11 protein-coding genes are annotated in these 12709 nt (G+C 64.6%); 7 read left to right on the forward strand and 4 right to left on the reverse strand.

Annotated elements, in window-relative coordinates:
• Nucleotides 1-277 precede the first annotated feature (277 nt).
• Nucleotides 278-931, reverse strand: a complete 654-nt coding sequence (locus tag ATI53_RS04705; RefSeq protein ID WP_009505192.1) for a redoxin domain-containing protein — start codon at nt 929-931, stop codon at nt 278-280.
• A 175-nt stretch (nt 932-1106) separates the two neighbouring features.
• Here ATI53_RS04705 and ATI53_RS04710 point away from each other — a divergent pair, with 175 nt between their 5' ends.
• Nucleotides 1107-2546, forward strand: coding sequence for an aldehyde dehydrogenase family protein (locus ATI53_RS04710; protein ID WP_111549827.1), 1440 nt, complete (start codon nt 1107-1109; stop codon nt 2544-2546).
• A gap of 160 nt (nt 2547-2706) precedes the next feature.
• On the opposite strand, the gene ATI53_RS04715 is transcribed toward ATI53_RS04710, so the two are convergent.
• A complete protein-coding gene (locus tag ATI53_RS04715) occupies nt 2707-3354 on the reverse strand; it encodes a pseudouridine synthase (protein WP_034452807.1) in 648 nt (215 codons plus the stop codon).
• A 153-nt stretch (nt 3355-3507) separates the two neighbouring features.
• Between ATI53_RS04715 and rpiA the strand changes: the two genes are divergently transcribed.
• The 5 genes from rpiA to ATI53_RS04740 all read left to right on the forward strand — a co-directional run bounded on the left by rpiA (nt 3508) and on the right by ATI53_RS04740 (nt 8299).
• Nucleotides 3508-4290, forward strand: a complete 783-nt coding sequence (gene rpiA / locus ATI53_RS04720) for a ribose-5-phosphate isomerase RpiA (RefSeq protein ID WP_009505189.1) — start codon at nt 3508-3510, stop codon at nt 4288-4290.
• Between the two features lie 90 nt (nt 4291-4380).
• Nucleotides 4381-5832: an FAD-dependent oxidoreductase gene (locus ATI53_RS04725; RefSeq protein ID WP_009505188.1), complete on the forward strand. Its 1452-nt coding sequence runs from the start codon at nt 4381-4383 to the stop codon at nt 5830-5832.
• A 68-nt stretch (nt 5833-5900) separates the two neighbouring features.
• Complete coding sequence (gene hflK / locus ATI53_RS04730; RefSeq protein WP_009505187.1) at nt 5901-7043, forward strand: FtsH protease activity modulator HflK; 1143 nt, start codon at nt 5901-5903, stop codon at nt 7041-7043.
• Nucleotides 7044-7046: 3 nt separating this feature from the next.
• A complete protein-coding gene (gene hflC / locus ATI53_RS04735; RefSeq protein WP_111549828.1) occupies nt 7047-8111 on the forward strand; it encodes a protease modulator HflC in 1065 nt (354 codons plus the stop codon).
• Entirely contained in the window at nt 8108-8299 is a 192-nt protein-coding gene (locus ATI53_RS04740) for a DUF2065 domain-containing protein (protein ID WP_009505185.1), read from the forward strand. Before hflC ends, ATI53_RS04740 begins: the two co-directional genes overlap by 4 nt.
• A gap of 174 nt (nt 8300-8473) precedes the next feature.
• Here the strand turns inward: ATI53_RS04740 and ATI53_RS04745 are convergent, their stop codons facing one another.
• Nucleotides 8474-9928 carry a globin-coupled sensor protein gene (locus tag ATI53_RS04745; protein WP_240778546.1) on the reverse strand — a complete coding sequence of 485 codons (1455 nt, stop codon included), beginning with the start codon at nt 9926-9928 and terminating at the stop codon, nt 8474-8476.
• 182 nt (nt 9929-10110) lie between these two features.
• Between ATI53_RS04745 and ATI53_RS04750 the strand changes: the two genes are divergently transcribed.
• Nucleotides 10111-11664: a DegQ family serine endoprotease gene (locus tag ATI53_RS04750; protein WP_083840636.1), complete on the forward strand. Its 1554-nt coding sequence runs from the start codon at nt 10111-10113 to the stop codon at nt 11662-11664.
• Between the two features lie 462 nt (nt 11665-12126).
• On the opposite strand, the gene ATI53_RS04755 is transcribed toward ATI53_RS04750, so the two are convergent.
• Nucleotides 12127-12651, reverse strand: a complete 525-nt coding sequence (locus ATI53_RS04755; RefSeq protein WP_009505182.1) for a peptidoglycan-binding domain-containing protein — start codon at nt 12649-12651, stop codon at nt 12127-12129.
• Nucleotides 12652-12709 lie beyond the last annotated feature (58 nt).

Raw genomic sequence — 12709 nt, forward strand, 5'->3', positions numbered from 1 at the left:
CGCATGTCGCGGTAAGTTGCGGGCAACGGCGATCGCTGTTTGCAACCCCCCACCGGAACAGCCTCATGAGGTCTGATACTGAGGAGCGGCAGTCGGCGGTGCGCGTGTCGTCCATACGGTCGTTGCAACCCTAGCCTGCGGAACCATCCAGGCCGCCCAAGCCAAAGTCAGAGCGACGGAACGGGTAATGTCATGCGTCGATAAAGATGATCGTGCGGGCATAAGGAAAGCCCGCCGTTTCCGGCGGGCCTTCGACGTCATAACCAATCCCGAAAACTCAGGCCGGGTCTTTGGCAAACCTCAGGTACGGCAGCTTGATGTCCAGCGCGCCGTATTTCTCGGCGGCGGCGGCGTCGTCCAGCGACAGGGCGACGATCACGTCCTGGCCGGTTTCCCAGTTGGCAGGAGTCGCCAGAGGCGCGTCGTAGGTCTTTTGCAGCGCGTCCAGAGCGCGCAGTACCTCGGCGAAATTGCGGCCCACGGACATCGGATAGGTCATCATCAACTGCACCTTCTTGTTCGGCGCGACGATGAACACGGATCGCACGGTGGCGCTGTGGGCCGGGGTGCGCCCGTCGGGCAGATAGGCGTCGGCGGGCAGCATGTCGAGCGCCTTGGCCACGGTCAGGTCTTCGTCCGCGATGATCGGAAAGCCTGCGGACGCCCCCGCGGTTTTCTCGATGTCGCCCTTCCAGGACTTGTGTTCGGCCACGCCGTCAACGGAAATGCCCATCACTTTGGTGCCGCGCTTGGCCCAGTCGTCTGACAGCTGCGCCACGGCCCCGAATTCCGTGGTGCACACGGGGGTGAAATCCTTGGGGTGCGAAAAGAAGATCGCCCAGGAGTCGCCGATCCAGTCGTGCAGATCGTACTCGCCAAGGTCGGTGGTAACATGAAGGTTCGGGATCTCGTCATTGATGCGCAGAGCCATGGTGTCTTCCTTTCCTGTGGAAATAGGTCGGCTTTGGTCTTGCAGGATTAGATACATTCCAAAATCACGAGTGCAAGACCCCGGCTTGCGGTTGGCGGGACGCAGTGACAGTGTGTCGCTGAGCGGAAGAATTTGATCAAATTCGGCCCACAGATCAGATGAACGGAGACATGACATGATCGAGAAACGCCAGTTCTACATCGACGGGGCCTGGGTGGATGCGGCAACGGCGCGCGACCACCAGGTGATCGACCCGGCCACCGAAGACCCCTGCGCGGTGATCTCGCTTGGGGACCGGGCCGATACCGATGCCGCCGTGGCTGCCGCCAAGCGCGCGCTGCCCGGCTGGATGGCAACCCCGGCGGCGCAGCGTATCGCGCTGGTTGAAAAACTGCTGGAGGTCTACACGGCGCGCGCCGAAGAAATGGCGCAGGCGATGACGCTGGAAATGGGCGCGCCGATCGCGCTGTCGCGCAGCGGCCAGGTCGGGGCGGGCAGCTATCATCTGAAGAATTTCATCGACGCGGCAAAGCGGTTCGACTTCGAAAAGCCGTTCTCCGACGCTTTCCCCGATACCCGGATGATTCACGAGGCGGTCGGCGTCTGCGCGCTGATCACGCCGTGGAACTGGCCGATGAACCAGATCACGCTCAAGGTCGGGGCGGCGGCTGTGGCGGGCTGCACCATGGTGTTGAAACCGTCCGAGGAATCGCCGCTGTCGGCGCTTCTGTTTGCCGAGATGATGGACGAGGCGGGCTTTCCCAACGGCGTGTTCAACCTGGTGAACGGCGATGGCGCCGGGGTCGGCACGCAGCTGTCGGGGCACCCGGATGTGGACATGGTCAGCTTTACCGGATCGACCCGCGCCGGGCGCGCCATTTCCAGGACGGCGGCCGAGACGCTGAAGCGCGTGCATCTGGAGCTTGGCGGCAAGGGCGCCAACCTGATCTTTGCCGATGCCGAAGATGCGGCGGTCAAGCGCGGCGTGCTGCACATGATGCAGAACTCGGGGCAAAGCTGTAACGCGCCGTCGCGCATGATGGTCGAGGCGGGCGTCTATGATCGTGCCGTCGACACCGCCGCCACCGTGGCGAAGTCCGTGACCGTGGGTGCGCCGTCCGAGGAGGGCAAGCACATCGGCCCGGTGGTCAACGCGACGCAATACGACAAGATCCAGGCGCTGATCGAGACGGGTATCAAGGAAGGTGCGCGGCTTGTGGCCGGCGGCCCCGGCCGCCCCGAGGGGTTCAACAAGGGGTTCTATGTGCGCCCCACGGTGTTTGCGGATGTCACGCCCGACATGACCATCGCGCGCGAGGAAATCTTTGGCCCGGTGCTGTCGATCATGAAGTTCGACACCGAAGCCGAGGCCGTCGACCTGGCCAATGACACCCCCTACGGGCTGACAAACTATGTGCAATCCACCGATACCGATCGCCGTCGGCGGCTTGCGCGCCAGCTGCGCTCGGGCATGGTCGAGATGAACGGCAAGAGCCGTGCGCCGGGTGCGCCGTTCGGCGGTATGAAGCAGTCGGGCAATGGTCGCGAGGGCGGTATTGCCGGCATTCACGATTTCCTTGAAATCAAGGCTGTCAGCGGCTGGGCCGCCGAGTGAGGTGGCGGGAGGCGCGTCTGCGCGCCTCTCGCCGTTTGCGCGGGCAAGACTGGCGGTTCGCGCGGCTGGAGAGCGGGGAGGGGGCGCTGCCCCCGCCTTCGGCCCCCCGGAGTTTATCGGGCAAGATGAAGGGGCCGGCGCCGCGCCCCTGCCTGGGGGGTCAGAACGGGGCTTTCGCGCGGAATTTTACGCCCGCGCCGCCATCGGGGTGGTGCAGGCGCAGTTCTTCGGCGTGCAACATCATGCGTGGGAAACCGACGGCGGAGTCTGGGGCGTAAAGCGTGTCGCCCAGGATCGGGTGACCCAGCGACAAGGTGTGCACCCGCAGCTGATGGCTGCGCCCGGTCAATGGGTAGAGTTTGACGCGGGTTTCGCTGTCAGAGACCTTCATCACGCGCCAGTCGGTGATCGCGACCTTGCCGGTGTCGTGGCACACCATTTGCCGGGGCCGGTTGGGCCAGTCCACGATCAACGGCAGATCGACGGTGCCGGTCTTTGGGACCAGACGGCCTTGCAGCCGGGCGACATAGGTCTTTTTCGTGCGCCGCTCCTCGAATTGTCGCCCCAGATGGCGTTGGGCGTGCTCGGTCAGGCCGAAGACCATCACGCCGGACGTGTCCCTGTCGAGCCGATGCACCAGCCGCGCCGTGGGAAAGGCACGTTCCATCCGGGTCAGCAGGCAATCGGCAAGATCGGGGCCTTTGCCGGGCACCGACAGCAGCCCGGCGGGCTTGTTCACCACGAGCAGTTCGTGGTCGTGATGCAGCACGGGGATGTCGTCTGCGGGCGGCGCGTATTGGCTGGTCATGCGGGGCGGTGTGGCAAGGATGCGCGCGGGGCGCAAGGGTGTGGCGGCGCCGCGCGGCCGGGATTTTCCGCCCTCGGGCGGCGAATCCGCTATCGCGCGGGGGCGGGGCGGGCCGTATAAGACCGCAGCACACGAGGAATCGAGGAGACTGTCATGACCGGAGAGCTTTCGCCCATCGACAAGGCCAAGTTCGTCGCCGCCAAGCGCGCCGCGGCATTTGTCGAGGACGGCATGAGGGTCGGACTGGGCACCGGGTCGACCGCGGCCTGGCTGGTGCGCTGCCTGGGCGAACGAGTGCGCGAGGAGGGGCTGTTCTTCAAGGGCGTGCCGACATCGACCCGCACGGCGGACCTTGCGCGCGAGGTGGGGATCGAGGTCATCACACTGGAGGAGGCGCGCTGGCTGGACCTGACCATCGACGGCGCGGATGAATTCGACGGCGAGTTGAACCTGATAAAGGGCGGTGGCGGGGCGCTGTTGCAGGAAAAGATCGTCGCCACCGCAAGCGACCAGATGATCGTCATCGCGGATGCCGCCAAGGAAGTCGAGACGCTGGGGGCCTTTCCGCTGCCGGTCGAGGTCATTCCCTTTGGCTGGACCGCCTCGCAGGCGCTGCTGGAAGAGGCGCTGGTGTCGATGGACGTGATGGGCCGCGACAGCACGCTGCGGATGAACGGCGACAAGCCCTATTTCACCGACGAGGGCAATTACATTCTGGACCTGCACCTGATGCGCATCGGGAATCCGCGTCAGATGGCGATGATCCTGAACCAGATTCCGGGCATCGTGGAAAACGGCTTGTTCATTGACATCTGCGACCAGGTGGTGATCGGCTACGGTGACGGACGGGTGGAAACGCGCGACATCAACGCCGGGACAGTCGAAGAGCACCGGCTTGATTTTGTCGAAAGCGACAATCTTTTCCGCGACGTCTGAGGTGCTCGTCCCCCGTTGCTATGGCCATCGGGGCGCGGCTGTGGAATACCGTTGCCGGGGCAGGAACACGGCCAAGGATGGGGTGACCCAATGAGCGATTTCGACTATGATCTGTTTGTCATCGGCGGCGGCTCTGGCGGTGTTCGCGCGGCGCGTGTCGCCGCCGGTGAAGCCGGGGCCAAGGTGGCGCTGGCCGAGGCGGATCGCTATGGCGGCACCTGCGTCATCCGGGGCTGCGTTCCCAAGAAGCTGATGGTGTTCGCCAGCGAATACGGATCGGTGGTCGAGGATGCGCGCGGTTACGGCTGGGATCTGGCCGAAGGCGGCTTTGACTGGTCCGGCTTTCAGGGCAGGCTTTCGGCTGAACTTGACCGGCTGGAAGGGGTCTATCGCACCCTGCTGAAGAACGCCGGGGTCGACAGCTACGATGCGCGCGCCAGCCTGGTCGATGCCCATACCGTGAGCCTGTCCACCGGCGAACGCTTTACCGCAAAGCATATTCTTGTCGCCACCGGTGGTCACCCGGTTCGCCCCGAAGTGCCCAACGCGCATCTTGGCATCGTCAGCGACGACATCTTCACCCTGCCGACGCTGCCCAAAAGCATCCTGATTGTCGGCGGCGGCTATATCGCCTGCGAGTTCGCCTGCATCCTGCATGGCCTTGGCGTCGAAGTGACGCAGTTTTATCGCGGCGCCCAGATCCTGCGCGGCTTCGACGAAGAAGCGCGCGGCCTGATTGCCGACGCCATGCAGGAGCGCGGCATCAAGCTGCACCTGGGCACCGACATCGTGGAAATGCGCTGTGCGACCGATGACGATATGTCCGGCGACAGCCAGGGCGCGGTGTCCATGGGCACACCGATGCACGAGGCGGCGCCCGACGCGCCACAGGGCGCGGACGGCCCGATCTGGGTCAAGGCCACCAATAGCGAAACACGGGTGTTCGACCTTGTGTTCTTTGCCACCGGGCGCAAACCCAACACCGACGGCATCGGTCTGCAAGAGGCCGGGGTGGAACTGGGGCGCAAGGGCGAGGTCATCGTGGACGCCTACAGCCGCACCGCCGTGCCGTCGATCTGGGCCATCGGCGACGCCACCGACCGCGTCAACCTGACCCCGGTCGCGATTCGCGAAGGCATGGCGTTCGTGGAAACGGCGTTCAAGAACAACCCCACCAGGGTCGACCACGACCTGATCCCGTCGGCGGTGTTCACCCAGCCGGAGTTCGGCACCGTGGGCCTGTCCGAGGAAGAGGCCCGCGACCGTGGCCCGATCGAGGTGTACGCCACCTCGTTCCGCCCGATGATGACCGCCTTTGCCGGGCGCCCCGACCGGGTGCTGATGAAACTGATCGTCTGCAAGGACACGCGCCGGGTTCTGGGCTGCCACATCGTGGCCCCCGGTGCGGGCGAAATGATCCAGCTGGCGGGCATCGCGATCGGGATGGGCGCGACCAAGGAAGACTTTGACAGGACCGTGGCCGTACATCCGACCATGTCCGAAGAAATCGTGACAATGCGCAATCCGACCCGGACGGCTTGAATCCGCGCAACGAATGCACAGGTTATCGCTGGACCAGGGTATCCAGAGGGAAAGAGGGACAGGAGTTCATGGCAGGAAACAGCGGCGGCCCTTGGGGCAGCGGTGGCAATCAGGGCGGTTCCCGCCCGCCGGAAAACGGCGGCGGCGGCAATCGCGGCGGGCGCAGGCCCGATGATCCGCAGATCCCCGAGATCGACGAGCTGATGAAAAAGGGTCAGGAACGGCTGCGCGTGCTTATGGGCGGGCGCGGTGGCGGCAACGGATCCGGCGCGCCCTCGGGCGGGTCGGGCGGCCCTGGCTTCGGCAAGGGAACCGTGGCGATTGCCGCGCTCGGGGCATTGGCCATCTGGGCGTACATGAGCTTTTATACCGTGCGCCCCGAAGAGCAGTCGGTTGAACTGTTCCTGGGCAAGTACAGCTCGACCGGAGAGCCGGGCCTGAATTTCGCACCTTGGCCGTTCGTCACCGCCGAGGTGGTGAACGTGACGTCGGAACGCACCGAAACCATCGGTGGCGCGCGCGGGGGGGATTCCAACGGGCTGATGCTGACCACCGACGCCAATATCGTCGATATCGAATTTCAGGTGGTCTGGAACATTTCGGATCCCTCGCGTTTGCTGTTCAACATCAGTGACCCGCAGCTGACCGTTCAGGCAGTGTCCGAGGCCGTCATGCGCGAGATCATCGCCGCGTCGAACCTTGCGCCGATCCTCAACCGTGACCGGGGCCTGATCGCAGACACCGCCATGGAACAGATCCAGGCAACGCTTGACGAATACGAAAGCGGAATCAACGTGGTGCGGGTGAACCTCGACACCGCTGACCCACCGCGGGAAGTGATCGACGCCTTCCGCGAAGTGCAGGCGGCCGAACAGGAACGCGACCGGCTGGAACGTCAGGCGGATGCCTATGCCAACCGCGTTGTCGCCGAGGCGCGCGGTGACGCGGCGCAGATTCGCGAAGAGGCCGAAGGCTATCGCGCGCAGCAGGTCAACCAGGCCGTCGGTGAGGCCTCGCGCTTCCTTGCGGTGCGCGAGGAATACGCCAAGGCGCCCGAAGTCACCCGCCGCCGTCTTTACCTGGAGACGATGGAACGGGTGCTGGGCGATGTCGACAAGACCATCCTCGACCAGGGGGTGACCGGCGACAGCGGCGTGGTGCCCTATTTGCCGCTCAACGAACTCAACCGTCGTCCGGCAGGGGGGAACTGATCCATGCGCAAGACAGCTTACATTCTGCCCGCTGTGGTGGTTGTTCTGGTGCTTTTCCTGTCGTCGATCTTTGTGGTGGACGAACGCGAAAAGGCGCTGGTGCTTCAGTTCGGCCAGATCCGCGCCGTCAAGGAAGAACCCGGCCTGGCGTTCAAGATTCCGTTTATCCAGGAGGTCGTGTATTACGATGACCGCATCCTGTCGCTTGACACCGACACCATCGAGGTGACGCCCTCGGACGACCGCCGCCTCGTGGTCGATGCCTTCGCGCGTTATCGGATCGCCGATGTGGTGCAGTTCCGGCAGGCCGTTGGCGTGGGCGGACTGCGTACCGCCGAAGATCGCCTTTCGGGTATCCTCAACGCGCAGATCCGCGAAGTGCTGGGCGCCGATCAGGTAACGTCCGATGTGATCCTGTCCGCCGACCGCCGCCAGTTTTCCAACCGTATCCGCGATGCGGCGCGGGTTTCGGCACGCTCGCTGGGGCTTGATGTGGTGGACGTGCGGCTCAAGCAGACCAACCTGCCGTCGCAGAACCTTGAGGCGACGTTTGCCCGGATGCGCGCCGAACGCGAACGCGAAGCCGCTGACGAGATCGCGCGCGGTAACGAAGCCGCGCAACGGGTCCGGGCGCTGGCCGACCGGACCGTGGTGGAAACCCGCTCTGCGGCGCAGCGTGATGCGGACGTGACGCGCGGCGAGGCCGATGCGGAACGCAACGGCATCTTTGCCGAAGCCTTTGGGTCCGATCCCGAGTTCTTTGCCTTTTATCGGTCGCTTCAGGCCTATGAAACCGCATTGACCGGCGATAATTCGCGGATGGTGATGACGCCTGACAGCGAGTTCTTCGAGTATTTCAAGAACCAGGGCGCCCAGGTCGTCGTTCCGGAAAGCGCCGCGCCCGAGGCCCCGGAGTCCGAAGATGCCGCCGAGGCGGAGCCTGAAGCGCCAGCCCCTGCCGCTGCAGCCCCTGCGGCACCGTCCCCCGATGCACCGTCCCCCGATGCACCGGACACTGAAGTACCCGCCTCCGGCGCACCTGCACCCGAGGCGCCCGTATCGGAATGACAGCGGCGGATATCGGCACGGGGATTGCTATGGTTCTCGTCATCGAGGGGCTGGTGTACGCACTGGCCCCTTCGCTTGTCGAGCGTCTGCTGGAGGCGCTGCGGCTGATGCCGATCGACGCGCGTCGCGCGCTTGGTCTGGCGACACTGGCAACGGGCATGCTGCTGCTATGGATATTTCGGGGCTAGGGACGCGGTCGGCCCCCCCCGGTGCCGCGTGGCTGTTTGCGATGCGCATCGATCGGGGGCGCCGCCCTTGCCGCGGCGATCAAGTGGCCGCGGCCGGTCGCCGGAACTGCCATGCAACGTGCGGGCACGGCGCTTTTGTCGCCATTCCCAGTCTGTTTCAGCGGGGCGTGGTGGTCAGGCCGCTGATCGTGACGCCGACTCGGATTGCACCGTCCAGCCTGGTATTTGCTCGGCATAGCGCACCTGCGACAGCTGCCCGGTGATGTCCTGCACCACGCGCGCGATGGTGTCCACCGCGTCAGAGGTCTGTTCGACCATGGCGGCATTGCTCTGAGTGATCCGGTCGAGATCGCCGATGCTCTGGCTGATTTCATCCAGTCCCTTGGCCTGTTCGCTCGATCCTTCGGTGATGCTGTTCAGCACGTCGAACATGGTGTCGAAACTGTCGACCACGCTGATAAGCGAGCCGCGTGCGCGTTCCACCAGCACCGCGCCGTCGTTGACCTGTTCCGAGCTGGACTGGATCAGGGTGCGGATTTGGCTTGCCGCTTCGGACGAATTGGCGGCAAGGGTGCGCACCTCGCCGGCGACCACGGCAAAGCCGCGGCCCGCGTCACCGGCGCGCGCCGCCTCGACCCCGGCGTTCAGCGCCAGTAAGTTGGTCTGAAAGGCGATGTCGTCGATCAGGCCGATGATCTGCGCGATCTTTTCCGACGAGCGTCTGATTTCGGTCATCACATCGGCAGCGGTCTCGACCTGACTGGCGCTTTCCTTCATCTCGCGCTGCGAGTTGTCGAAAAAGCTGCGCGTCTCGTGCGTCTTCTGGCTGCTGTCCCTCACGCTTTCGTTTATCATCTGCATTGCTGCGGTCGTTTCTTCCAGCGACGCGGCCTGACTTGATGTGCGCCGCGACAGCTCGCCGGCGGACTGGCCGACCTGTCCGACCACATTCTGCATCTGCGTCATCGAATGCGAAACGGTGCTGACGATATTGCCGAGGCTGCGCGTGGCGCCGTTGAGTTTCTGACGCACGGGATCGTAGACCAGCGGATAATTGCTTTCGCCGGGACCGGGGACCACATGTGACAGGTCGCCCCGCGCGAGCGCGTCGATGCCGTCAGACACATGGCCAAGCGCGATCTGCTGCTCTTCTCCCCAGACGCGGAACGTGACGGTGGTGACCTGTTCGATGTCCAGCGCAAAGGCGCGGCTGAGCACGCCGGCCATGCGCCGCCACCGGCGTCCCGACGGGCCGATCATCTTCAGGGCGACCCGTGACAGGAAACGCTCCAGTAGGTCCGACGTGGCATGCGCGTAGGAGGACATGTAAAGTTCGAGCGGCAGGTTGATCGCCGCGTGCACCCGCCCGATCCGTTCGATCGAGGCGAAATAATCGGCGTTCAGATCGCCGTTCAACATACGGGTCCAGTGTATTTTTTGCGCATTGCGCGCTTGGTTCATGCTGTCGTCGGATTTAAAGAAAAGGGCGGCGTCGGGTTGCGCTCTTGTCCTGTCGTAGAATGCGTCAAGCACATGATCCAATTGGGGCACCAGGATACGCCCCGCATCGGCGAGATCCTTCAATTCAGCATTGTTCAGCCCGAAGCGCGCAAGCTGTGTTTCCGACATGTTCAAGGGATCCAAAATATTTCTGTCAGATCGACAGGGATAAGCGCCAATGCTTTTGAATTTCTTATCGCGACCAAAAATATGCCGGTGTCCGGACGGCGCGGCGCTCTCGCCCGGTCCACGGTGGTTCACATGCACTTGAGCCGTTGCAACCTTTTATTTCGTGGTCAGCGCGCATCACTATGTTAGCCTCACCAAAAAGAAGGCAGGACAGCCGCGCGCGCCCGGGCGTGGCGCTTGTCGCAACAAAGGAGTTCCAGGTGAAACCCTTAGCACTTGCTGAAACACAAGACGCGCGACCGCTCCGGCTGTTCTGGCTGGCGACGCTGTCGATCTTCCTGATCGTGTCGCAATCGCTCATGGCGCGCGCGCAAGGCATCCCCGAGAGCTTCGCGGATCTTGCCGACCGGATCAGCCCCTCGGTGGTGAACATCACCACATCGACCATGGTCGCGGGACGCACCGGCCCGCAGGGCATCGTTCCCGAAGGGTCGCCCTTCGAAGATTTCTTTCGCGAATTCCAGGACCGCAACGGCGGCGAAGGCGGTCAGCGCCCGCGCCGCTCTTCGGCGCTGGGGTCCGGGTTCGTGATTTCGGAAGACGGCTACATCGTCACCAACAACCACGTCATCGAAGGCGCCGACGAAATCGAGATCGAATTCTTCGAAGGCTTCATCCTTCCGGCGGAACTGGTGGGGACCGACCCCAACACCGACATCGCCCTCTTGAAGGTCGAGGCGGACGAGCCGCTGAAATACGTCTCGTTCGGTGACAGCGACATCGCGCGCGTCGGCGATTGGGTGATGGCGATGGGCAACCCGCTGGGGCAGGGATTTTCGGTGTCCGCCGGGATCGTGTCGGCCCGCAACCGCGCGCTGTCGGGCACCTATGACGACTACATCCAGACCGACGCCGCGATCAACCGCGGCAATTCGGGCGGCCCGCTGTTCAACATGAACGGCGAGGTGATCGGCGTGAACACCGCAATCCTGTCGCCCAACGGCGGCTCCATCGGCATCGGCTTTTCGATGGCATCCAACGTGGTGCAAAAGGTCGTCACGCAGCTCAAGGAATTCGGCGAGACCCGTCGCGGCTGGCTGGGTGTGCGTATCCAGGACGTGACCCCCGACATGGCCGAGGCGCTTGGTCTTGCCTCGTCAACCGGCGCCATGGTGTCGGACGTGCCCGAAGGTCCGTCGAAGGAAGCGGGCATGAAAGCCGGCGACGTTATCGTCAAGTTCGACGGCAAGGACGTTGCCGACACGCGCCAGTTGGTGCGCATCGTCGGCAACACCGAAGTCGGCAAGTCGGTGCGCGTGGTGGTGAACCGCAACGGCACGACCGAAACCCTGCTGGTGACCCTTGGCCGGCGCGAAGAGGCCGAGCGCACCTTCCCGGCCAGCCAGCAGCTGGGCCCCGAGGACGAGCCGGCGGAGAGCCAGCTCATGGGGCTGACGCTGTCGCCGCTGACCACCGAGCTGCGTGCGGAAATGGGGCTTTCCGACGGCGCGACCGGGCTTGCGGTCACCGCCGTGGACGAGAACTCCGAGGCCTTTGAAAAGGGTCTGCGCGGCGGGGACGTGATCACCGAAGCCGGTCAGGCCCAGGTGCTCAGCATCTCTGATCTTGAAAGCAAGATCGACGAGGCGCGCGAAGCGGGCCGCAAGTCGATTCTGCTGCTGGTGCGCCGCGGGGGCGATCCGCGCTTTGTGGCGCTGACGCTCGAAGACAACTGACCCGGCGTACCGCACGTCTGGACCGGGGGGCGCGACCGCGAGGGACGCGCCCCTTTGCCATGGGCGAGGACGCGCCCCTTTACCATGGAGGGAAATCGAGCCGGCAGGGCAAAGGGGCAGGCCTGTGGAGTCCGGCCCTGCGGATCGGCCCCGCCAGATTCAAGCAGTCGGATCCAACCAGCCAGGGCCGGCCCGTCGCCGGCCCGTCAGATCCGCCCGAGCGTTGTCTGAAACAGCGTACCTGCGGCAAGGGATACGGACGCCGATGCAAAGTGGTCGTATTCTTCGCGGCAGGTGACGACCGTCACCCTGACCCGCGCGCCAGCTGGACTGGCTGGCAAACGATGCCCCGGATCAGGCGGAAACGGCAAGGCTGGATACGGTGGACATGGCGGGTACCGGGCACGGGGACCGATCCCCAAGGATGCCATGGAACCTGTTAACGGCGCGCCAGGATGGGACTCAGACCTCGTCGATCTGATCGACAGGGGTGGCGAGGATGCCAAGCGCGCGCGCGGTTTCCAGCGACAGCTGACCGCTGGGAAGACCGCGCTGTGCCTGCCATGTGCGGATGGCGGCGGTGGTGGGAGCATCCAGCCTGGCGCTGATCGCCGCATCGAAGTAGCCGCGCGCCGCGAGGGCGCGTTGCAGGGTGGCGACCATTTCGGCGGTGAACTGCTCGGGGCAGGGGCTGGCAAAGATCAGCTCTTCGCGCGGTGTGACGACCCGCGGCACGGGCGCGCGGCGGTATATGGGGGGGCGGATGACCGTGCCATCCTCGGCGATCTCGGCCTGAATGACCTGCACTTCGCCCATGACGTGTTCATAGACCGCCGGCGTGACCTCTCGCGCCTGGCATGTCCCGTCGGCGAGCCTTTCGGGGCGGGGGGCGTCGATGTCGGGCCAGGGATTGTCGTCGGGCAGGGGGGTCTCGCAGGCAGCGAGGCTTAGCGCCAGGGCGGCGGCGAGGAGGGGCAGGCGGGTCATCTGCTCGGGCCTTCGGGTGAACTGCGCGTCTGGTGGCGGTTTTGCAAGCAGGGTAGCG

The sequence above is a fragment of the Salipiger aestuarii genome (assembly GCF_003259905.1).
GTDB classification, from domain to species: domain Bacteria; phylum Pseudomonadota; class Alphaproteobacteria; order Rhodobacterales; family Rhodobacteraceae; genus Salipiger; species Salipiger aestuarii.

What these genes read in the sequence shown, in the direction of transcription:
- ATI53_RS04740 (WP_009505185.1), top strand. Translation starts at nt 8,108, where the DNA reads ATGACAGCGGCGGATATCGGCACGGGGATTGCTATGGTTCTCGTCATC.
- ATI53_RS04750 (WP_083840636.1), top strand. Translation starts at nt 10,111, where the DNA reads ATGTTAGCCTCACCAAAAAGAAGGCAGGACAGCCGCGCGCGCCCGGGC.
- ATI53_RS04715 (WP_034452807.1), bottom strand. Translation starts at nt 3,354, where the DNA reads ATGACCAGCCAATACGCGCCGCCCGCAGACGACATCCCCGTGCTGCAT.
- ATI53_RS04745 (WP_240778546.1), bottom strand. Translation starts at nt 9,928, where the DNA reads ATGTCGGAAACACAGCTTGCGCGCTTCGGGCTGAACAATGCTGAATTG.
- ATI53_RS04755 (WP_009505182.1), bottom strand. Translation starts at nt 12,651, where the DNA reads ATGACCCGCCTGCCCCTCCTCGCCGCCGCCCTGGCGCTAAGCCTCGCT.
- ATI53_RS04705 (WP_009505192.1), bottom strand. Translation starts at nt 931, where the DNA reads ATGGCTCTGCGCATCAATGACGAGATCCCGAACCTTCATGTTACCACC.
- hflC (WP_111549828.1), top strand. Translation starts at nt 7,047, where the DNA reads ATGCGCAAGACAGCTTACATTCTGCCCGCTGTGGTGGTTGTTCTGGTG.
- ATI53_RS04725 (WP_009505188.1), top strand. Translation starts at nt 4,381, where the DNA reads ATGAGCGATTTCGACTATGATCTGTTTGTCATCGGCGGCGGCTCTGGC.
- ATI53_RS04710 (WP_111549827.1), top strand. Translation starts at nt 1,107, where the DNA reads ATGATCGAGAAACGCCAGTTCTACATCGACGGGGCCTGGGTGGATGCG.
- rpiA (WP_009505189.1), top strand. Translation starts at nt 3,508, where the DNA reads ATGACCGGAGAGCTTTCGCCCATCGACAAGGCCAAGTTCGTCGCCGCC.
- hflK (WP_009505187.1), top strand. Translation starts at nt 5,901, where the DNA reads ATGGCAGGAAACAGCGGCGGCCCTTGGGGCAGCGGTGGCAATCAGGGC.